The 22,257-nt window shown below is 67.6% G+C and carries 12 protein-coding genes; 7 read left to right on the forward strand and 5 right to left on the reverse strand.

All coding sequences use genetic code 11. The features are described from left to right. Positions 1-136: 136 nt before the first annotated feature. Positions 137-1,036 (reverse strand): hypothetical protein, encoded by a 900-nt coding sequence (locus HWX87_RS18215; protein ID WP_176048409.1) that lies wholly within the window; start codon positions 1,034-1,036, stop codon positions 137-139. A gap of 78 nt (positions 1,037-1,114) precedes the next feature. Between HWX87_RS18215 and HWX87_RS18220 the strand changes: the two genes are divergently transcribed. From HWX87_RS18220 to HWX87_RS18235, 4 genes are all read left to right on the forward strand, one after another. Continuing rightward, positions 1,115-1,453 carry a helix-turn-helix transcriptional regulator gene (locus HWX87_RS18220; RefSeq protein WP_176048410.1) on the forward strand — a complete coding sequence of 113 codons (339 nt, stop codon included), beginning with the start codon at positions 1,115-1,117 and terminating at the stop codon, positions 1,451-1,453. A gap of 1,053 nt (positions 1,454-2,506) precedes the next feature. Next, positions 2,507-4,435, forward strand: a complete 1,929-nt coding sequence (locus HWX87_RS18225) for a S53 family peptidase (RefSeq protein WP_176048411.1) — start codon at positions 2,507-2,509, stop codon at positions 4,433-4,435. Between the two features lie 298 nt (positions 4,436-4,733). Continuing rightward, positions 4,734-6,140: a methyl-accepting chemotaxis protein gene (locus tag HWX87_RS18230; protein ID WP_176048412.1), complete on the forward strand. Its 1,407-nt coding sequence runs from the start codon at positions 4,734-4,736 to the stop codon at positions 6,138-6,140. Positions 6,141-6,260: 120 nt separating this feature from the next. Next, a complete protein-coding gene (locus HWX87_RS18235) occupies positions 6,261-7,106 on the forward strand; it encodes a GNAT family N-acetyltransferase (protein ID WP_176048413.1) in 846 nt (281 codons plus the stop codon). Between the two features lie 77 nt (positions 7,107-7,183). Here the strand turns inward: HWX87_RS18235 and pbpC are convergent, their stop codons facing one another. After that, entirely contained in the window at positions 7,184-9,595 is a 2,412-nt protein-coding gene (pbpC, locus tag HWX87_RS18240) for a penicillin-binding protein 1C (RefSeq protein ID WP_176048414.1), read from the reverse strand. Between the two features lie 54 nt (positions 9,596-9,649). Further along, positions 9,650-15,649: an MG2 domain-containing protein gene (locus HWX87_RS18245; RefSeq protein WP_176048415.1), complete on the reverse strand. Its 6,000-nt coding sequence runs from the start codon at positions 15,647-15,649 to the stop codon at positions 9,650-9,652. Positions 15,650-15,931: 282 nt separating this feature from the next. On the opposite strand from HWX87_RS18245, the gene HWX87_RS18250 reads away from it, so the two are divergent. Next, positions 15,932-17,212 carry a lipoprotein-releasing ABC transporter permease subunit gene (locus HWX87_RS18250; protein WP_176048416.1) on the forward strand — a complete coding sequence of 427 codons (1,281 nt, stop codon included), beginning with the start codon at positions 15,932-15,934 and terminating at the stop codon, positions 17,210-17,212. Between the two features lie 8 nt (positions 17,213-17,220). Here HWX87_RS18250 and HWX87_RS18255 read toward each other — a convergent pair whose 3' ends face one another. Then, a complete protein-coding gene (locus HWX87_RS18255) occupies positions 17,221-18,030 on the reverse strand; it encodes a hypothetical protein (RefSeq protein WP_176048417.1) in 810 nt (269 codons plus the stop codon). 496 nt (positions 18,031-18,526) lie between these two features. Here HWX87_RS18255 and HWX87_RS18260 point away from each other — a divergent pair, with 496 nt between their 5' ends. After that, the gene (locus tag HWX87_RS18260) at positions 18,527-20,491 is read left to right on the forward strand and encodes a Xaa-Pro dipeptidyl-peptidase (RefSeq protein WP_176048418.1); all 1,965 of its coding nucleotides are present in this window, start codon (positions 18,527-18,529) and stop codon (positions 20,489-20,491) included. 444 nt (positions 20,492-20,935) lie between these two features. After that, complete coding sequence (locus tag HWX87_RS18265) at positions 20,936-21,304, forward strand: NUDIX hydrolase (protein WP_176048419.1); 369 nt, start codon at positions 20,936-20,938, stop codon at positions 21,302-21,304. Positions 21,305-21,325: 21 nt separating this feature from the next. On the opposite strand, the gene HWX87_RS18270 is transcribed toward HWX87_RS18265, so the two are convergent. Then, entirely contained in the window at positions 21,326-22,255 is a 930-nt protein-coding gene (locus tag HWX87_RS18270; protein WP_176048420.1) for a 2-hydroxyacid dehydrogenase, read from the reverse strand. Positions 22,256-22,257 lie beyond the last annotated feature (2 nt).

The raw sequence follows: 22,257 nt of genomic DNA on the forward strand, positions 1-22,257 counted from the left end.
CGTGAACCGCGACCCATCGCGCGTCGACGCATCGGCCGCCGCGCAGCGCGCTTCGTGCCGATTGTCCCTCTGCGCCCGCCGATCCGCTACGGCGAGATTGCAACAAAGTCTTGCGCGACCGGCTTCTCGCTGTGCGTCACGCGCGCCCGATGCGCGGATGGGCAAGCCCTGCAAACGCAGCCACTTCTCCCGGCGACAGGTCGAACAGGTCGCCGGTGAGATCGCGCGGATGCTCGGCCGCCGGCCGGTTGCGCAAGCGCGCCCCATGCGTGGGTGCAACATACGCGGCCGCCGTTTCGATCGGCGGCACGTCGAACAGGTCGCGCGTGACGCCGCGCACGGCGTCCGTCGGCGAACGGCCGCGCAGGCGCGCGACGAGTTCGACGAAGCGATCGAAATCGCCTGCGCGCGTGGCCTTGTTCACTTCCGCGAGATCGCGCGCCTTCAGTACGCACGGCTGCGCGAGCCGCACGAAATACGGTGCTTCGAGCTCGACCGACAGCGCGAGCGGATAACTCTTGCCCGTCTGCTCCTTCGCGCGCCCGACACAATCGACCACGGCCGCACCCTGTGCGGCACCGAGCGGCTTGCCGGTGCTCACGCTGCGCAGATGATCGGGAAACACGCGCAACTGCGTGCCGACCGTCAGCGCCGTGGATGACGCACACACGAGTGCGTAGTGCTGTTCGCGACGCCGGCCCGACGGCAAGGTCGAGCGGCTGGCGATGAACGTATGCGGCGGCAACGGCCGCACTTGCCCGCTCGCGTCGACCCAGGCATTCCACAGCAGCGCGTCCTTGCGCTCGCCCGCGCGCGGGCGCGATGCGACCGGCGAAAACAGCGCGAGCAGCGAACCCGTGCGATGCGCGGCGACTTGCGCGCTGCTGCCGAGCGGCTGGTTGATGCCCCACAGAAAACGCCCGCCCCCGAGCCGGCGCTCCCATTCCTTGCGGAGCACGACGGTCGGCAGTTCCTCGCCGGACTCGGTACCGATCTTGGTCCAGCAGAACGTGGGTGGGAGGTGTTTCAGTGTCATCAACTTTCTCGGGATGCAGCCTCGCTGGTGACAGCAAGCCCATTCAACAGCCGTAACTGTATAGGTATAATGCATCGCATGGAAGCCCCGGACCAAGATTTTCCCGTTCAAGACCTGTTGCGCCGCCTGATGGCAGATACACGCTCGTCCAGCGAAATAGCGCGACTTTCCGGGGTCAGCCAGCCGACCGTATCACGCCTGCGGCTCTCGAACGGGCGGCGGCTGCGCCGCAGCGCGCCATTCAACAAGCTATGCAATTTCTATGGAGTCGACACGGAGCCGTCGCGCCGTCGTTATAACGAGCTCCTGCGCGACGCGATCGTCGACGCGTGGGACGGGTCGGACGAGCACGGGCGCGCGCTGCTGGTCGTGATTCAGGGGCTGAAGGATTTGCAGGCGAAGGCGGATGACGGGTGATCGCCGGCCAGTGATGCATGGCACATGGCGCGCGACCGGCGCGCCGCTGCTGGAATCGCGAAAGCCGGCGAGAAGGACAAGAAGACGCCGCGCAACACGATGCGTGTTCCGTGTTCCACGCAAATCCGGGCGTATGGCCTGTTTGAATCAAGGAGAGTCGGGCGTTGCGCCGGACGCGTGCTTCCCCGCTCACGCATACAAGCAAACCTCGAGAATCGGTTTCAAACGTCACCGCAAAATTGCAACGGCAGCAGCGCCTGTTCGCAACGCCCGGGCTTCGTCCGCACTGCGTCAAGCCTCATTCGTCAAGGATGACGAATGACTTACATAATCGCTTCCCGTTTATAAAAAACACGCCTTGAAGCGATTATCTAAACTTTTTAAACCTAATCAAAAAAAGTTTGACGCATCGTTTTCTTTCTTGCTATCTTTCCCCGCAAGAAATATCGCCGCGATATCGAATTCACATCGGGAAATCAACGACCCGACAATTAACTTCCGTTTTTATTACGTCTTGCAAGGACGGTAGCCAATTCGTAAGTCGCGACGTCTGCTCGCGACGCAAAGCTCCCGCTTCACCGGTCATCCCGCTCCGCTTAAGGCGGACGAGGACGATATCGACATCTCACCCGGCTGACCGGGACATTCGATCTCGCCCGCAGCACCTCACACGAAACACGCGTATCCCGTCGTCGACCGACAATGCATCGCCCGCTTATCCGGATTACATGCATTGGATTCCTAATTAAGTGATAACGCATTGCAGCGCATTCGCAGCAGATTGCAGAGAACGAGAGGGTCGGCACGCGCGCCATTGCGGCGATGCGGGCCGGCACGATAGAGGGCCGGGAGCGGGATCGACGTTCGCGATGCGCGAATCCGATACGCCGACCGGCCTCCGATCTTGATGGTGGGAGGGGGAGGAAAACTTATGTCGCCTTGAATCACGCCGGTCGGTCCGGTCTTGCGTCAGGTTGCATGCGCCGCCCTGCCGCTACCCGCGATCCGGGTCGCGCGCTGCACCGGTTCTTCGTCGAAATCTCGGAGCTCACAATGCAGAGAACTCAGCACGTCAATCGCACACGCTCGCAACGCTTTGCCCTCGCCGCACTGCCGCTCGCGGTAGCCGCCACGCTGGCGCCGCTGCCCGCCCAGGCTGCCACCAACTGGGTCGCGACCCGCACCAGCGCTTTCCTGCTGTCGAATGCGCCCGCCGCGGCTGCGTCGGCCGCATCGCAAGCCCAGCCTGCGTACTCGCTCAACAGCGTCGGCACCCCGGCGCTCACCGACACGCACGTGACGCCGCTCGAACTGAGCCAGCCGCTGCATGTCACCGTGGTGCTGAAGAACCGCAACACCGACCAGCTCGACGCGTTCCTGCGCGACGTCAACCAGCCGGGCAGCGCGAACTACCGCAAATACCTGACGCCCGCCCAGTTCAAGGCGCGCTTCGCGCCGACCGACGACCAGGTCGCGGCCGTCGTGGCCCACCTGAAGGCGAACGGCTTCAGCAACGTCACGGTGTCGGAGAACAACACGCTGGTCTCCGCCGACGGCAACGCGAGCAACGCGCAAAACGGCTTCCACGCGAGCATCAAGCGCTTCAACTATCGCGGCAAGCCCGTCTTCGCGAACGATTCGGCCGCACTGATCCCGGCGTCGCTCGGCCCGGTCGTCGATGCGGTGCTCGGCCTGCAGAACGCCGCCGTGCCGCACCGCCTGCTCCACCGCTTCGCGCCGGCCGCCGTCATCGAACCGAACAGGATCGCGAAGAACGCGGCCGCCGCGTCGCAGCAGGTCGGCCACCAGCCGACCGATTTCGCGAAGATCTACGACGCGAGCGGCCTGCCTGCCGCGACCAACACCACGGTGGGCATCATCACCTGGGGCGACATGACCCAGACCATCGCCGACCTGAACACCTTCACGCAGAACGCCGGCCTGGCGACCGTCAACACGGCGGTGGTCGCGGGCGGGTCGGGCACGCTGGCCGACGACGGCGATCCGGGCGAATGGGATCTCGACAGCCAGGACATCATCGGCACGTCCGGCGGCGTCAAGCAGCTGATCTTCTACTCGGCGGTGAACGGCGACAGCAACGACAGCGGCCTCACCGACGCGACGCTGACCGCGGCGTACAACAAGGCCGTGACCGACAACAAGGCGACCGTCATCAACGTGTCGCTCGGCCTCGACGAAACCGCCGCGAACTCCGACGGCTCGCTCGCCGCCGACGACGCCGTATTCAAGCAGGCCGTCGCGCAGGGCCAGGTCTTCTCGGTCTCGGCCGGCGACGCGGGCGTCTATCAATGGTCGACGTCGCCGCAAGGCGCGCCCGGCTACATCGGCACGTACAACGGCACGTCGGTCAGGACGACGATCAACCTGTCCAAGTACAGCGTGTCGTCGCCCGCGAGTTCGCCGTATGTCGTCGCGGTCGGCGGCACGACGCTCTCGACCACCGGCACCACGACGTGGGCCGGCGAAACCGTGTGGAACGAAGGCGTCGCGTACGCGGATCTCGACAGCAACGGCAACCCGGTCGACAACGCGGTGCGGATCTGGGCGACGGGCGGCGGCGTGAGCGCGTTCGAAACCGCGCCGAGCTGGCAGACGGCCGCGCTCGGCAGCACGGTGACGAAGCGCGTGGTGCCCGACGTGGCGTTCGACGCCGCGCAATCGACCGGCGCATACATCGTCATCAACGGGCAGACCAACCAGCTCGTCGGCGGCACGAGCCTCGCATCGCCGATCTTCGTCGGCGGCTGGGCGCGGGTCGAATCGGCGAACAACAACAGCCTCGGCCTGCCGACGTCGGCGTTCTACCAGAACCTCCCGACCAATACGGCGCTGCTCCACGACGTGACGTCGGGCAACAACGGTTACAGCAGCCACGGCTATACCGCGAAGGCCGGCTGGGACGACGATACGGGCTTCGGCAGCCTGGACTTCGCGAAGGTCAGCGCGAGTTCCGCGAAGTAACACCCCGGCGCGATGCGGCGCGGCGACGCTGCCGCGTCGTGTCGCGCCCGGCACGACGGTCGGCCACTGCGCCGGCCTCCATCACCTGTTCCGACGCGCGCATCCGGCCGGATGACCGGCGCGCGCTCGTCCGGCCCCCGGCCGTCCGAAGAGGGCCGCGCAAAAACAGGCAACGCGCGGTGCCGGTCTAGACGTTTACCCGACCTCAAGTCGGCGGCCGCGCCGCCGTCATGACAGGAGCGCACGCCCAAAGCTCGTCAAATACCGGCCAAGCGCATCCATCAGGAGACCCAGCAACGTGAACTTCTTCGGAATCGGCCGCGGCCATCGTTCGTCGCGCGCGCTCGTCGGCGACATCGCCGAGCAGGCCGGCAGGCTCGGCATCGAGATCTGCGACGTGTCGGGTCACGTCGAGGAAGTCGCGGCCCGCGTCGCCAGACAGGCGGAGGTCTGCCACACGCTGCGCGAATCGGCCGCCGTCACGTTGCGCGGCAACCACCGGATCGCCGAGGCCGCGCAGCAGGTGCGCGCCGTGAGCGCGAATGCATCGAACGCGGTTCGCCAGTCGCAACAGACGATCGAGGCGTCGCTCGCCGACATCCACGGCCTCGTCGAGGGCGTCACGTCGATCGGCAACCAGATGGGCGCGCTGCGCGACGCGCTCGATCACGTACGGGCCGTGTCCGAAGAGATCTCCGTGATCGCGCGACAGACCCACCTGCTCGCGCTGAACGCCGCGATCGAGGCCGCCCGTGCCGGCGATTCGGGCCGCAGTTTCGCCGTCGTCGCAGCCGAGGTCAAGAACCTGTCCGCCAAGACCGGACAGGCGACGGCCCAGATCGAGACGACCCTCGCGCGCCTTGCCGAGCAGACCGAACACCTGATCGCGGAAGGAACCGACAACGCCGCGCGCGCGCATCGCGTGCGCGAGGGCACGCGTACGATCGGCGAGGTCGTGCACGCGACCGGGCATGCGATCACCGAGCTCGCCGGCGAGGCCGAGCAGATCGCGTCGCTGACCGACGAGATCGAGACGCAATGTCACCGCCTCGACGAACAGGTCGGCGAGATGGCATCGGGCGTCGAGGATTCGAGCGACAACTTCTCGCAGGCCAAGGACCGGCTCGGCAACCTGCTCTCCGTCTCCGAGACGCTCATCGAACTCACGGCCGCGACCGGCATCGAATCGCCCGACACGCGCCTGATCGACACCGCGCGGCATACGGCCGCCGCGATCGGCAAGCGCTTCGAGGAAGCGGTCGGGCGCGGCGATATCGCACTCGACGCGCTCTTCGACGCGAACTACGTGCCGATTCCCGGCACCGACCCGCAGCAGTTCATGACGCGCTTCACCGACTTCACCGACCGCATGCTGCCGGCCATCCAGGAGCCGGTGCTCGGGATCGACGCGCGCATCGTCTATTGCGCGAGCTTCGACAGGCAGTGCTACCTGCCGACCCACAACCGGAAATTCTCGCTGCCCCAGCGCGCGGACGCCGCGTGGAACGCCGCGAACTGCCGGAATCGCCGGATCTACACCGACCGCACGGCGCGCACTTCCGTGTCGCATACCAAGCCGTTCCTGCTGCAGACCTACCGGCGCGACATGGGCAACGGCAACTTCGCGCTGATGAAGGACGTTTCCGCGCCCATCGTCGTCGGCGGACGGCAATGGGGGGTGCTGCGGATCGGCTACAGCGTCTGACTCGGGGCCTGCATCGGCAGGCCGTCGTCTACTGTTCGAGCCCCGTGACGGCACGAAACGACCGTGCCGATATCCGTCGCCGGCACTATGATGGTTCAATCAGCCGCATCGGAGCGAGCCATGAATCGGGACGAAGACTTCGTCGTGCGTACCATGTCGGCCGACGAGGTCGCCATGTCGGTCGAATGGGCTGCAGCGGAAGGCTGGAACCCCGGCCTGCATGACCCGCACTGTTTCAGGGAAGCGGACCCGGCCGGCTTCTTCGTCGGCTTCTGGCGCAACGAGCCAGTCGCGTGCCTCGCCGCGGCCGCCTACGACGCACGCTTCGGCTTCATCGGCCTCTATATCGTCAAACCCGGGTTTCGCGGCAAAGGCTTCGGCATGCGGATCTGGCAGCACGGCATGCGCTACCTCGGAGATCGCAACATCGGCCTCGACGGCGTCGTTGCGCAGCAGGCGAACTACCGGAAATCCGGCTTCCGGCTCGCGTACCGCAACATCCGCTATCAAGGGCGCGTGAGCGGCATCGGATGCGCGTTGGCGACAGAAGCAGCCGATGTACCGTTCGACCAGTTGCTTGCGTACGATCGCCAATGTTTCCCCGCCGCGCGCGAACGTTTCCTCTCTGCGTGGATCGTGCAGCCGGATGCCGTTGCGCTCGCAACAGTCGATGCCGGCCGTGTTGCCGGATACGGGGTCATACGCCGCTGCAAGGCCGGCTGCAAGATCGGCCCGCTATTCGCCGACGACGCGGATGTCGCCACCGGGCTGTTTCGTGCGCTGGCTGCGCGCATGCCCGGCGAGGTCATCGTGCTCGACGTACCGGAGACGAACCCTGCTGCCGTCGCGCTGGCCGAACGGCACGGCATGACGAGCGTGTTCGAAACCGCACGGATGTACACGCAGGATGCACCCGCGATTGCAATCGATCGCGTGTTCGGGGTGACGTCGTTCGAGTTGGGCTGACGGAGCAGGCAGGCCGAGCGCATCGTCCGCAAGCGGCAACGCCACGGCCCCGCCAGCAACCGACAGCCCGCCCCCCGCTACTGCTCCAGCCCCACCCCCAACGGCCGCTGATCGCTGCGCCCGTGATCGTCGACCACCCGCACCGTATAGTTGCCGGCCGTCCTCGGCTGCCAGAACAGCGCATCGCCCGGCGTACTGCGGCCGACGTACGCATCGTTGACGAACCAGTACAGCGCATGCGCGCTCGCATCGGCCGTCGCGTTGAACGCGATGCGTGTTTCCTCGGTGCGCTTCACGCGCATCGCATACGTACTGCCACGCAGCGGCGACGTGATCCGCGGCGGATCGCCTTCGACCTGCCCCGCATCGCGACAGTCCGCATTCTGCGGCGGCCGCCTGCGTGGGACACCAGCCTGCGCGAACACCTGCTGCAGATCCGACGGCCAGAACTCGAAGATTTCCGTATGCGTGCGCTTGCCATCGTACGGCGGGCATGCGGCCTTCCCCGTCGCATCGTCGATCACGACTGGCCGGTGCACGGTGCTCACGCGAATCGGCGACGTGCCGGGAATGAACCACGTCCAGCCCTGCTGCGGACACCACTCGTTCGGCAGATCGCCGCTCGCGAGACAGATCCGCACGCGCTTCAGCCGCGGCGGCATCGCGCGCGGCGGCTCGACGAGCGTGCGCTCGGCATTCATCGCGTCGACGACCTGGAAGAACAGCGGCGCGGCCGCATCGACGCCGACGAACGCCGTATTGGTCGAATTGTCGAAATTGCCGACCCACACGACCAGCACGTACGGACCGAACACGCCGGCCGTCCATGCATCGCGGAACGACCATGACGTGCCGGTCTTCCAGTACACCGGCACGCTCGACGGCTGCGCGCCGCTCGTCTCGTCGGGGCGCAGGTGCTGGCGCAGCATGTCCATCGTCATGTAGCTCGCGTCGGCGCTGAGCAGGCGGCGGCCGGGCAGCGCCGGCTCGTCCGCGCGCAGCCGCAGCGGCCGGAACTCGCCGCGATTCGCGAGCATCGCGTACAGCGCCGCGAGATCCTGCATCGTCACCTCGCCGCCGCCGAGCACGAGCGCGAGCCCGTAGTGCTGCGCGCTCGCGAGCCGGCGCACGCCGGCTTCCTGCAGGAACTGGTACAGGTCGGGCGACTTGAGCTGCGACGCGACCCACACGGCCGGCACGTTGCGGCTGCGGTTCAGCGCGTCGGTTGCCGTGATCGGCCCGAGGAAATGGCCGTCGAAATTCTCCGGCGCATACGGGCCGAACGAAGTCGGCACATCGCGCAGCACCGTCTGCGGATGCAGCACGCCCTGGTCGAACCCGAGCGCATAGATGAACGGCTTGAGCGTCGAGCCCGGCGAGCGCCGCGCGAGCGTGCCGTTCACCTGCCCGTCGATGGTGCGGTCGAAGAAGTTCGCGGAGCCGACGAGCGCCTTTACGCCCATGTCGCGCGTATCGACGAGGATGGCCGCCGCGTTGCGCACGCCGCGCGTGTCGTTGCGTGCGACATAGCGCGCGATCTGTCGTTCGAGCGTGCGCTGCAGATCGAGATCGAGCGTCGTCACGAGCCGCGCGCCGGCATCGCCGTCGCCCGCCGCGCTGCCCGACGTCGTGCGCCACGCGCTGCGCGCCGCAAGCGCCTGGTCGACCGCATGCGGCGCATCGAACGGCAGCGCGGACAGCGGCCGCATCGTGAGCGGCAACGCGAACAGCGGCTTCAGCGACGCATCGCCCGGATGCTTCGTCAGCCAGCGCGCATACAGCCGGTTGCGCGACGTGGCCAGCGCGCGATTGATCTCGTCCTGCCCGCCACGCACGCGCCGTGCAGGATCCTGCGGAATCACCGCCAGCGCGAGCGCTTCGGGCAGCGTCAGCGCGTCGGGCATCCGGTCGAAATAGACGACGCTCGCGGTGCCCGCGCCTTCGACGTTGCGGCCGTACGGTGCGTCGTTCAGATAGGCTTCGAGGATCTGCCGCTTCGAATAGAAAAGTTCGAGCTGCATCGCACGCGCGACTTGCATGAGCTTGCCGGCCGGCGTGCGCGTATTCAGCTTCCAAAGCGAGCGCGCGAGCTGCATGGTCAGCGTCGACCCGCCCTGCGGATTGCCGCCGCGCACGTACGTGATCCACGCGCCGCGCGCGAGCCCATACGGGTTGAAGCCCGGATGCCACCGGAACCAGCGGTCCTCGTGCAGCATCACGGCCTCGACGAGTTGCGGCGACATCCGGTCGAGCGGCACCCACAGCCGGTAGCGATCGTCCTTCGCGAGCGTCAGGCGCAGCAACCGGCCCTGCGCGTCCGTCACCGCAACCGACGACGGCTTCCAGTCGCGCAGCGGCGGATGCGGCCACAGCCGGCATGCGGCCAGCGCGCCGAACACGAGCAGCGCGCCGACGAGCCAGTTCTGCCAGCGATGCAGCCAGCGGCCGGCGCCGTGCAGCGCGCGCCGGAGCACGGATGCTTCAGCCACGCGCGGGTGCTCCACGCGTTCGACACGGCCTGCAACGCCGCTGCCACCGGATCGTCATCGCACGCGCTCCACCGTCAGTGCCATGCCGCCCGGCGCCTGCGCCTGCACGCGGCGGTCGTACATCGACTCGCCGTACGCGGGCGGCGCGACGAAGCGGCCCGCGTTGCTCGCCTTGATCCGGTAGACGAATTCGCGCACGTCGGTGGTCGCGGTGCCGTAGATCACCACGCGGTCCTCGCGCACATCCGCGAACTGCGGCTGCCACGTCGAACCCGTCACGCCGATCGGCGAACGCCATGGCGCATCGGCCACCGGCGCCGGCGCGCCGCCGCCGTTGCTGTCGCCATCCTGCGTGTCGGTCGCGGGCGGCGGCGCGATCACCGGATCGAAGCCGCCCGGCAACAGGTCGACGATCGCGACGTTGCCGACGTTCGCCGAGCCCGTCGCGCGAATCTTCAGGTGCACGTCGATCTCCTGGCCGACCGTGATCTTGTCGAGCGGCTTGCCGCCCGTATCGGTGTAGTCGCGCACGATCTCCAGCCCGTCCTTGATCGCCTTCGTCGACGTGCCGCGATCGTAGCCCGACTGGCTCGCGACCCACCATGCGGGCAACGCGCTGCCGTTCACGAAGTCGACGCGCGACGCGCCGGCCGCCCACGTGCCCGAACGCACGAGGTTCGCCTGGATCGACGACACGTCCTTCGCGCCGGCCCCCGCACGCACCTCGTCGATCGCGAGCCGGTCGAGCTGGCCCGCGTTCGACGCCGCATACGCGTCGAGCGCGAGGATCGTCATCGCCGACGACAGCGTGTTGTAGCGGCTGTCGACCAGCGGCGCGGCGATGTTGTCCATCGCGCGCGGCGACAGCTTGCTCACGCGTTCCGGGAAGTGCTTCGCGAGCAGGTACAGCACGCTCGCGTCACGCGTCAGCGGGTCGATGTAGTAACCCGACACGTAATCGCCGTCGGACGCGCGCTTGCGTTCGAGCAACGCCTGCGGACCCGCGATCAGTGCGGCGGCCTCCTTGTCCTGCTTCAGCAGCTGATACGACGCGGCGAGCCACGCGGCCGCGAGATCGTTCTTCCAGTCCTTCGGGTACGCATCCTGCAGCCGCTTCTGCACGGCCGCGAGGCTGTTGGTCGTCACGTTGCCCTGGCGCGTCAGCAGGTAGACCGCATACGCGCGCTGCCGCAGCAGGTCGAGCGAGCCGAGCGAATCGTTCGCGGCGAGCTTCTGCAGATACGCATTGCCCGCGTCGAGCATGTCCTTCGGCACCGCAACACCGCGATCGCGCGCGTCGAGCAGCACGTGCATCGCATACACGGACACGAACGGATCGGCATCGGGCGTCGCGCTCCACAGCCCGAACCCGCCCTGCGCGTTCTGCCGGCTGCGCAGTACGCCGAGGAACTGCGTGATCGCGCTCGCGTTCGCCGCATCGGCGCCGGCTTCCGGTGCATGCATCGCGCTCGTCAGCGCGCGCACCGACAGCCACTTCGCCGCGAACACACGCGGCACGACCGCGCTCACCATCTGCTCGCTGCAGTAGTGGTCGAAGTTGACGAGATACGACGACAGCCCCTCGGACAGCACGAGCGGCGCGGTCGAGATGCTCGCGTCGCGCGACGCATACGCGTCGTACATCGACCGCAGGTTCGGCACGCTCGCCTTCTTGCCCGGATCGACGCGCGCGATGTCGAGCTGCGTGCGGAACGCGGCGGCCGGCCGCACCGACACGTCGACGCGCTGCTGCGCGCCCTTCGCGCCGTAGCGCGCGCCGAACGACAGCGCGCCCGAACCGAGCGTATCGGTGGCCTTCACGCGGAACATCGCGACGCCTTCATGCTGCGGCGCGAGCGCGACGTTCTGCGTCGCCGGTCCGATCACCTGCAGCTGCGGGCCCGTCTTCAGCGTGACCGCCACCGGCACCGGCTGGTTGCCGACGCCCGTCAGATTGTTCGCGACACCGACGCTGACGTCGGCCTCGTCGCCCGGCGCGAGCGTCGTCGGCACGTTCGGCGACAGCACGAAATCGCCACGCACCGTCGTCGCGCCTTCGAACGTGCCGACCAGGTCCGGCGACACCGACACGGCCATCACGCGCAGCTTCCCGTTGAAATAGTCGGGCACCGTGTAGCTCAACCGCGACTCGCCGTTCACGTCGACGATCCCCGACCAGTAGACGACCGGCTTGTCGCGCTTGCGCTTGAACGGGTTCAGCTGGCGGCCGATCGCGTCGTCGGCGTCGCCGCCGGGCGCGGCCATCGCCATCAGCTTCTCGAAGTCCGGCAGGATCAGGTCGAGAATCTGCGACGTGCCGACCTCGAGCATCCGCTTGCGGAAGAAGAACTTCAGCGGATCGCCGAACTTGTAGCGCGCGACCTGCAGGATGCCCTCGTCGACCGCGAACACGACGACCTTCGCGGGCTTCGCCGAATGCACGGTGAAATTCACCGTATCGCCCGGCTTCACGAGCGCCGGCACATCGACGCTCACCGCGTTGCGGCGCGCGTCGAGGTTCACCGAGAACGGCACGACGCCGTAGCTCAGCGGGCTCATGAAGATTTCGTCGGACGACGGATCGCGGATGTATTGCACGTTGATGTAGCCGTTGCCTTCGAAGCCGGCCGGCACCGTGATGTGCTGGATCGAGCTCGTCGTGTCCGCATGGAACCACGCATGCGCATACACCTTGTCGCGTTCGATCGTGATCAGGCCGCTGCCCGCGTAAGGCGCGCGGATCGCGATCTCCACCTGCTCACCCGGCTTGAAGTCGTGCTTTGCGAGGCTCACCTGCAGCTCGGCGTTGCGGTCGAGCGAGCGCGTGACGTTCGCGGCGCCGGTGACCGAATACTCGATCCGGTTCACCGCGGTGCCGTCCGCGCGGCGGATCACGAGCGCATAGCTGCCCGGCTTGTCGGTGCGCAGCGCGAAGTCGAGCCCTGCGGCCGGAATCGCCAGCGGCTTCTCGTCGACCGGCACTTCCTTCAGCCGCGAATCGTATTTGTACGCGCCGGAATCCTGCTTGGTCAGCACCGACACGTAGCGCTCCTCGACGAGCTGCGCGCGCAGGTCCTTCACGTCGATCGCCTTCGCGCCCGGATCGATCGCGACGAGCCGCACCGTGCGCGGGCTGCCGCGCTTCACGTAGCCGAGATCGTCGACCGACTTGTAGCCGACCAGCCAGTCGTTGTTCGACACGAGCGTCTGCGCGTTTGCGGCGACGTTGCGCCCGCCTTCCGCTTCATAGGCCTTCGCCTGGAAGTACAGCTGGTAGGTTGCGTCCGCGTACTTGTCGAGATCGAGGTCGAACTCGGCATGGCCGTGGTCGTCGGTCGTGCCGTCCTGCAGCGTCGTCGTATAGCCCTCCTTCGCACGCCGGGCGTCGAAGAAGTGATAGCCCTGCCAGCTGCGGAACGACGGCCACACCGGGCGCAGCGTCAGCGTCGCCGCGACGCGGCGTTGCTCGGCCGGCGTGCCGAACAGGTTCTGCGCATCGACGATGCCCTTCAGCCCCTTCGGCTTCACCCATCCTTCGACGACCTGCTGCGACAGCTTCGCGTCGACCTTCATCCGGTCGGGCAGGAACTCCTTCACCTGCACGGTCGTGCTGCCGATCGGCTCGGCGCCCGGCTGGCCGTCCTTCACGATATACAGGTTGACCGTCCACGTGCCGGTCGGCGCCGTTTCGGCGGTCGTGTAGCCGAGCTCGGTGAAGCCCGTCGCGTCGACGGTCACCGGCTTGCGCTCGACGGTGATGCCGCGCGGATCGACGATTTCCGCCTGCAGCGGCACGCCGGCCGGGCTGCGCGCCCAGCTGGCCGCGCGCACGATCAGGCCGATGTGGAACGGGTCGCCGGGCCGGTACAGGCCGCGATCCGAGAACAGGTACGCGGAGAGCTGCCCCTGGCCGGTCGCGTTGCGCTCGCCGTCGACGTCGAAACGCGAGAAATCGAGCTGGCGGTCGCGGCCGGCCACCGGCAGGAACGACAGGTCGGTGTCCTTCTTCACGACATACAGCTGCGGACGTTTCTCGCGGTCGAGCCCCTTGAACGCGGGGAAATGCACCACGCCGTCGGCGCTGGTCGTCTGCGTGAACAGCGCCTGGCCGTTCACCGCGAGCACCGACACCGTTGCGCCCGCAACCGGCTTGCCCGTGCGGATCGACTGGATGAACACGTCCTGGCTGCCGTCGAGCGAACGCTTGACCAGCATCCCGAGATCGGTCACGACGATCAGGCGTGTATCGCCGAGCGCGCTGTCGCTGTCGTCGCCGTTACCGCTGCTGTCGCCCGAATCGGCGTTGTCGGACTGATCCTGGCTGCCGTCGCCCGACGATGCATCGCTATCCTTCGCATCGTCGGCTTTCTTCTTCCCGGCCGCCGGATCGTACTTCGACAGGTGCAGCAGGAACACGCCGCGCTTGCCGCCCTTCAGGTACTGGCCAAGATCGATGCCTTCGTAATGCGCCTTGCCGGGCTCGCCGGCCGGGAACGCACGCGTCTGCACGAAGCGCTCGACGATGTGGTCCTCGCTGAACGAATAGGACAGCTCGGGCCGCGCGTACGTACCGTTGTTGAAGCTCACGAGATGCTGGATCTGGTCGGGCAGCACGCGGCCGATCTCGACCTTCATCCCCGGCAGGTTGCGCGACACGACCGACAGCCGCTTGCTGCCGCTCATCGACAGCAGCGAGCCGTCGGCCATGAAGCGCAGCAGCTTCGGATAATCGGGCACCGTGAACGCGCTCGTCACGGGCTTGCCGAGCAGGTAGCCGCCGGCCGATTTCAGGTCGCCCTCGAACCGCACGACGACGCGCTCGCCCGGCGTCGCGTGGTACTTGAAGCTTTGCAGCGTCGCGAAATCGTTCTCGGTCGGCACCGCTTCGAGCGGCAGCGGCTTCGACTGCTTCAGCACCGCGTCGCTGATGTCGGCCACGTTCCATTCGTACGGCGGATCGTCGTCGGACTGATCGACGCCCGGCTTGCGCTTCGGCAGCACCCACGCCTTCGCGCGCGCGGCGAGATCCGCACTGCGCACGCCGTCGGACGTTTCGGCGACAAGCACCTGCTCGGGCTCATAGCGCTCGTTGTCGACGAGCGTCGGCGCGACGTTGTCGATCGACAGGCTGTACAGCCCCGGCACGCCGACCGATGCGTGCAGCACGTCCGGCGTGCCGTTGCCGCCGCGCACGCTCTTCACGCCCTTGTCGACGTCGAGCCGCACCGACAGCGGATCGCGCGGGATCTCGAGCGGCTGCGAGTAGACCCACGCGCTCGTCTTCATCTTGTCGTAGTTGACCGTGTAGCGCAGCGGCGATCCGGTCTTGCCGTCGCGGCCGACCAGCACGAGGCCGATGCGCTTCTCGAATTCGGCCGGATCGACCGGGTAGTTGAAGCGCAACTGCAGCAGCGCCTGCTTCTCCGCCGGATTGTCGGGGTTCTGGTAGAACTCGTTGTTGCCGAATGTTGCGGCGAACGCCGGCAGGTCGAACGAGAATCGGTCGTCATGCATCATCACCTGCGGCGCGAACACGCGGTGCACCGCGAAACGCACCTCGACGTGCGCGCCGACCGGCCAGTCGGCCGCCGGCGTGAAGCGCAGCGTCTTGTCGTCGACCCACTCCCACGCGCCCTTCAGCGCGGGCGTCATCTCGATGCCGTCGCCGGCCGGCTTGCCGACCTGCTCGATCGGCGCGGCCGATTGCGCGAACGCGACTTCGAGCGGATGCACGGTGATCTTCGGCTTGTCGGTGTCGTCGACCTCGTAGGTCGTGATCGCCGGCGCCTTCACGGTGAAGCTGACGGTTTCGGGCTCGGGCGGCTTCGGGCGGTGCTTGAACCAGTAGCCGCCGTAGCCGAGCGCGGCCGCGAGCAGCACGAGGCCGCCGGCATGCCACGGGCGGCGGCGCACGGCCGCGACGGTGATGCCCATCCACGCGGGCGCCGTCCACGACACGTCGCCGACCAGCGGCCGCAGCGCGCAGCCGAGCAGCCACCACACGAAACCTGCGACGCGAATCGGCAGGAGCAGCAGGAAGCGCAGCAAATCCATTTGTTATTTCCTTGTCAAGGACATGCTGCCGACGCGGCAACCTTCCCCGAATTGTTATGGGTCTGTGACGGCGCGGCCCGGTTGCGCCGTATTGCTTGGTATGTTCGACCGGATGCTGGCCGCCATTATCGATCAGACCCGAAACGATGGAAATATCGGTGTGCCGGCGCGCAACGCCGCCCGGCGACCGGACGGCCGGGCGGATTTCGGTCCATGGCGCGACCTCTGCACACGGCCGCGCCGCGTTCGCTAGAATGCGCGGCTCGGCAGGATCGAATCGAAATGAAAGGAAACCGCTTGAAACTCCCGTTCGAATGGCAGATCGGGCTGCGCTACGCGCGCGGCGGCCGGCGCTCGGCCGGCGACGGCTTCGTGTCGTTCATCGCCGGCGCCGCAATGGCCGGCATCGCGCTCGGCGTCGCCGCGCTGATCGTCGTGCTGTCGGTGATGAACGGTTTTCGCACCGAAGTGCGCGACCGGATGCTGTCGGTGCTCGCGCACGTGGAAATCTTCTCGCCGTCCGGCTCGATGCCCGACTGGCGGCTCACCGCGCACGAAACGCTGCAGAACCCGGCCGTGCGCGCGGTCGCGCCGTACGTCGACGCGCAGGCGCTGCTGACGAACGCGGGCAGCGTGACGGGCGTCGCGCTGCGCGGCATCGATCCCGTGCTCGAGCCGCGCGTGTCCGAGATCGCGCGCAAGCTGAAGACCGGCCGCCTCGACGCGCTCGTGCCGGACGGGATGGGCATCGTGCTCGGCTCGGCGCTGGCCGATGCGCTGCACGTGAAGATCGGCGACCGCATCACGTTCTTCGCGCCCGGCAACACCGCACGCATCGGCGAGGCGCTGCCGCAGTTCCGCCAGTTCAACGTGGTCGGCACGTTCGAGTCGGGCCACTACCAGTACGACAGCGGGCTCGCGTACATCCACATCCGCGACGCGCAGAAGCTGTCCAACGTACCCGCGCCGACCGGCGTCCGGCTGCGCCTCGACGATCTGCAGCGCGCGCCGGAGATCGCGCTCGCGCTGTCGCGCACGCTGTCGCGCACGCTGTCGGGCGACCTGTACATCCGCGACTGGACGCGGCAGAACCGCACGTGGTTCGAAGCCGAACGGCTGCAAAAGCGGATGCTGTCGCTGATCCTGATGCTGATCGTCGCGGTCGCCGCGTTCAACCTCGTGTCGTCGCTCGTGATGACCGTCACGCAGAAACAGGGCGACATCGCGATCCTGCGCACGCTCGGCGCGCCGCCCCGTTCGATCATGAAGATCTTCGCGATCCAGGGAATGACGATCGGCCTCGCCGGCACGCTCGCGGGCGTCGCCTTCGGCTGCGCGATCGCGGTCAGCATCCCGTGGGTGCTGCCGGCGATCGAACGGTTGCTCGGCATCCACTTCCTGACGCCGTCCGTGTACTTCCTCAGTTCGCTGCCGTCGAAACTCGCGGCGCTCGACGTGATCGAGATCGCCGCGGCCGCGTTCCTGATGTCGTGCGTCGCGACGCTGTACCCGAGCTGGCGCGCCGCCCGCGTGCGGCCGGCCGAGGCCTTGCGCGACGAATAGGCCGTGCGTTACGCCGTCTCGTGGAAACCGACGCTGCTGCTGCCGCCCGGCGTGTAGCCGGCAAGCACGTCGAGGCCGACGTTGACGAGTTCGGCACGCATGCCGGCTGTCTCGTGACCTGACCGGTCGACCAGGATCGCCGTGCCTGACGACAGTTGGCGTGCCGTATTCAGCAACGCGAGCGTGCCGCGCGCGGTGCCGGCCGACTGCCCGACCGTCAGCGGCGTGCCGTCTTGCGCAACGAGGCGCTCGCCGGAAGCCAGCGGCTGGTTGCGCGCGACGGACGCGTTGAGCAGGCTCATGAAGTGAAAGCGCGCATCGGCGTTCCGGCCAGCCGCCGCGCGGTCGCTGTCGGTGAACGTGTCGCCACGCACGGCCGCACCCTGCGCGGCGAGGTCGACCGCCTGCTCGTGAAACGCATTCGTCGCGAGCACGAGGCCGGCATTCGCGTTCAGCGTCGACTCGATCCAGGCGCGATCGGTTTCCGCAAGACTCGTCGATTCGACCTTGATCTGGCCGTTGTCGGTCGTGAAGTCGAACGACGCGTCGGCCAGGTCCGGGCGCTTCGCGATGATCTCCTGCATGCTCGCCGCGAGCGGATCGGTCACGCCGCGCAGCTTCATCGTCAGGTCGCCGACCATTGACAACTGTTTCGTCAGCGCCGCCTGCATCGCTTCAGGATCCAGCGCCCTGACGGTGAGCGGCTGGCCTGGCGGATTCCCCGAACCCGTCGCATCCGTGTCCTGGCGCCCGTCGAGCGCCGCCTGTGCCATCTGCGCGAGCGACAGGCCGCCCGCTGCCGTGACCGAAATCGTCATTGCCCTCTCTCTCTTCTTTAAGACCGTTTTTCATGGTTTACGGTCGGATTCCATGGAAGTTGAGAAGACATGCCGCAGCCACGCTGAAACTTTGTTTGACGGAAGCTAAAAAAGTTTGACACGGACATTTCACTGAGATAACTTTTGCGCAAGCTTCCGGAAAGCAATCCGGACAGCCATGCCGACTCGCGTCGCGCTTTCCTGCCGTTGCTGCACCGCCGTTCGCAACATTCCCGCCTCATCGCATCGTGCCGTTCCGTTTCATCTGAAACCTGAAGGAAGCTCGGGCATGCCCACATTTGATTCGCACTCCTGCATTCACTCCGTGGTGCCGCCGCGCTGACGCGTTCCGTTCGGGGCGAGCCGCCCGTGCGTCCCGCCCGCCGTTTTTGATGGTGCAGTTCCGCTTCATCCGACGCAGTACCCGGCCAGGCCGCAGGGGGTGTATCGCGAGCCGCGCCGGTTCCAGACAATCACAAGAGACGAGGTCGATTCAATGAACATTCATCGAACCGGATTCCGGCGCGCGTGGCTTCCCGCGCTCGTGGCTGCCACGACGCTCGCCGCGTGCGGCGGCGACGACGGCAGCGTGGCGGGTGTATCCGCACTCGCGCAGGGCCAACAGGAGGGGGCCGCCGCAGCAGCGGCAGCCGATGCGCAGTCGCTTGCGTCGCACGTGTCGCCGTCCGGCGTCCCGTACGCGAATCCGGCCAGCAACGGACGCTACAAGCCGGTGATCAGCAACGGCCAGGTGCAGCCGTCGCTGTCGGGCGGCACGATCGAGGAAAACGCGTGGGTCGACACGCCGGTCGATTCCGACGGCGACGGCACGCGCGACCGCATCCATGTGCGCATCGTGCGGCCGTCCGAAACCGCGAACGGCGCACGCACGCCCGTCATCGTGCTCGCGAGCCCGTACTACGCAGGGCTCGCCGACAGCCCCGACCACAACGTCGACGTCGAACTCGACGGCACGCCGCATCCGGCCGCGACCGCCGGCGCACCGGCGTCGGCGTCCACGCGCATCCTGGCCGCCGCACCGCAGTCGCGGATGCTGCAACAGGTCGAAGCGGCCGCCGCCGGCCGCTCGTGGATCGAGAGCTACTTCGTGCCGCGCGGCTTCACGATCGTCTACGCGGATTCGCTCGGCACCGCCGGCTCGGACGGCTGCCCGACGATCCTGACGCGCGACGAATCGGTCGCGATGGCGTCGGTGATCCGCTGGCTCGGCCGCGACGCGACCGCGAAGGACGCGAACGGCAAGACGGTCGTCGCGAACTGGTCGACGGGCCACGTCGGCATGTACGGCGTGTCGTACGACGGCACGCTGCCGAAGATGGTCGCAAGCCTGCGCACGCGCGGGCTCGACGCGATCGTGCCGATCGCCGGGCTGACGAACATGTACGGCTACTACCGCTCGGGCGGGCTCGTGCGCGCGCCGGAAGGTTATCAGGGCGAAGACGTCGACGTGTACATCAAGGCGCTGCTGACGAACGCGCATCCGGAGCGCTGCACGCACCTGATCGACGAAGCGTTGCAGCAGGAAGACCGCAAGACCGGCGACTACTCGCCGTTCTGGGCCGCGCGCGACATCCCGACCGCGTTCGCGGTGGCACCGGCACTCGTCGCGCAGGGGCTGACCGACGACAACGTGCGCGTCGACCAGTCGACATCGTGGTATCTCGCGATGCGGCGCCAGGGCGTGCCGACGCAGCTGTGGCTGCACCGCCTGAAGCACACCGACCCGACGCGCGTGCCGGCGATGGGCGAAGCGTGGACCGCGGAGGTGAACCGCTGGTTCACGCGCTACCTGATCGGCTACAACAACGGCGTCGAAAGCGATCCGCGCGCGGTGATCGAGCAGGCCGACGGCACGCTGCTGAAGGAAGCGGACTGGGCCGCACGCCGTGCGACGCCGGTCACGTACTTCGCGGGCGGCGACGGCGCAGGCACCGGCACGCTGCTGCGGCTGCCGTCCGGCGGCCCGCTCACGCGCTTCACCGACGATGCGCGCATTCCGGCGCTCACGCTGGCGAACACGCCGACGGGTGAAAACCGCAGCCGCTTCGAAACCGCGCCGCTGACGGCCGCGACACGACTCTCCGGCGCCGCGACCGCCCGCGTCAGGCTGACCTTCACGGGCGTCGCCAACGTGACGGCACTGCTGGTCGATCGCGCGCCGGACGGCACGGCCACGATCGTCACGCGTGCCTGGACCGACCCGCGCAACCGGCTGTCCGAGTGGCTGTCGGAACCCGTGCTGCCCGGCTTGCCGTACGACCTGAAGCTGACGTTCATGCCGCGCGACTACAAGCTGGAAGCCGGCCACCGGCTCGGGCTCGTCGTCCTCTCCAGCGACTACGAAGCAACGCTGCGGCCGACGCCGGGCACCGGCCTGACGCTCGATCCGGCCGGCACGTCGGTGACGGTGCCGCTGGCTTCGTCGTCGGCCGGCGTGTAGCCGCACGCCGGCTGCCGGCGTAACGACGCCGCTTTCCCCGTCTGCGCGCTCGTTGGCGCAGGCGGGGGATCGCTGCAAGAAGGGAGCACCCAGGGCCTGTTCCCGCTAATAACGGGCTTGCGAACGTGCCTTGCCGGCGGCAGTGCAAGACGCAAGGAGCGCCGTTTGGCCTTGCCAAACGCCCCGAAGGAAGTCCCCTTGGGGGACAAGCGACGCGCGACGCCGCAATGTGGCCGGCAAGGCACGTTCCCCTATCTGGAAAAATTCATTCGTGGGGCTGGCCCCCAGAAGGGCCGATCGCCGCGTCATGCTCCTCGCGAATACGTCGAGTATTCGCTTCGTCGCAATCCTTGCGCTCGGCCCTTCTGGGGGCCAGCGCAAGCCCGTTATTAGCGGGAACAGGCCCTATAGGCTGCGACAGTCGAACGCCAACGGTGAACCCACATGATCCCCCTCAGCGCGAAAGCCATCGTCCGTGACGGACGCTCGGTCCTGTTCCTGCGCAATCCACGCGACGAATGGGAGTTGCCGGGCGGCTGGCCCGAAGCGGGCGAATCGCTCGAAGAAACCGTCACGCGCGAAGTGCGGGAAGAATGCGGGATCGTCGCCTCGGCGATCCGCTACGTGGCGAGCCGCTCGTGCGAGGTCGTGCCGGGCAAGCGCGTGCTGATCGTGTGCTTCGAGTGCCGGGTCGATCGTCATGAAATCGTGCTGAGCGACGAGCACGACCAGTTCGGCTGGATCGACCTCGATGCCGACAAGCCGGCGAACCTGCCGGATTTCTATTGGGAATTCTGCAGGCAGGCGGGCTGATTCGCGCCCGCCCCGCGGCCATCACACCGGCGTCAACACCGGCTGCCCCGCGAAATGCCGCGCCGCGTTGTCGAGAAACTGCTGCACCGACCGATCGAGCGCCTCGGGCGACCAGCCGCCCATGTGCGGCGTCAGCACGACATTGTCGAGATCCGTCAGCGCGCGTGGCCGCTCGGGTTCGCCTTCGTACACGTCGAGCCCCGCGCCCGCGATGCGCCGTTCGCGCAGCGCATCTGCCAAAGCAGCGGTATCGACAACGCTGCCGCGCGACACGTTGACGAGAAAACCGCCGGGGCCGAGCGCGTCGAGCACGGTGCGGTCGATCAGGTGTCGTGTGCCCGCGCCGCCCGGCGTCGCGACGATCAGGAAATCGGCCCACCGCGCGAGCGTATCGACTCGATCGAAATAGCGGTAAGGAACGGGCTTCTCCGACCGGTTGTGATACCCGATCTCGATGTCGAAGCCGGCCGCGCGACGCGCGCACTTCTCGCCGATCTTGCCGAGCCCGACGATACCGAGCTTCCTGCCCGACACGTTCGGCGGCATCGGCAGCCCTTCGCGCCACACGCCGGCACGGGTTTTCGCATCGAGCTGCACGACGTTGCGCACCGCCGCGAGCAGCAGCGCGAACGCGTGATCGGCCACGCAATCGTCATTGGTGCCCGCGCCCGTGACCACCGTGACGCCGCGCGCCTTCGCATGCGCGACGTCGATGTGCTCGTAGCCCGCGCCGAGCGCGCTGACGAACGTGAGTTGCGGCAGCCGGTCGATCTCGGCGGCGGTGAGCCCCGTGCTGCCGTTGGTCAACACCGCGCGTATCGTGCCACCGTGTTCGGCGATCGCGCGTTCGCGTTCTTCGGCAGTCGGGGCGTAGCGCACGTCGAACGACGCGGCGATCTCGCGGTGCGCGTCGCCACGCAATGCGATGAGGACCAGCAGCTCGGGCTTCATGT

The organism is Burkholderia sp. BCC1644 (assembly GCF_902833225.1).
GTDB lineage: Bacteria > Pseudomonadota > Gammaproteobacteria > Burkholderiales > Burkholderiaceae > Burkholderia.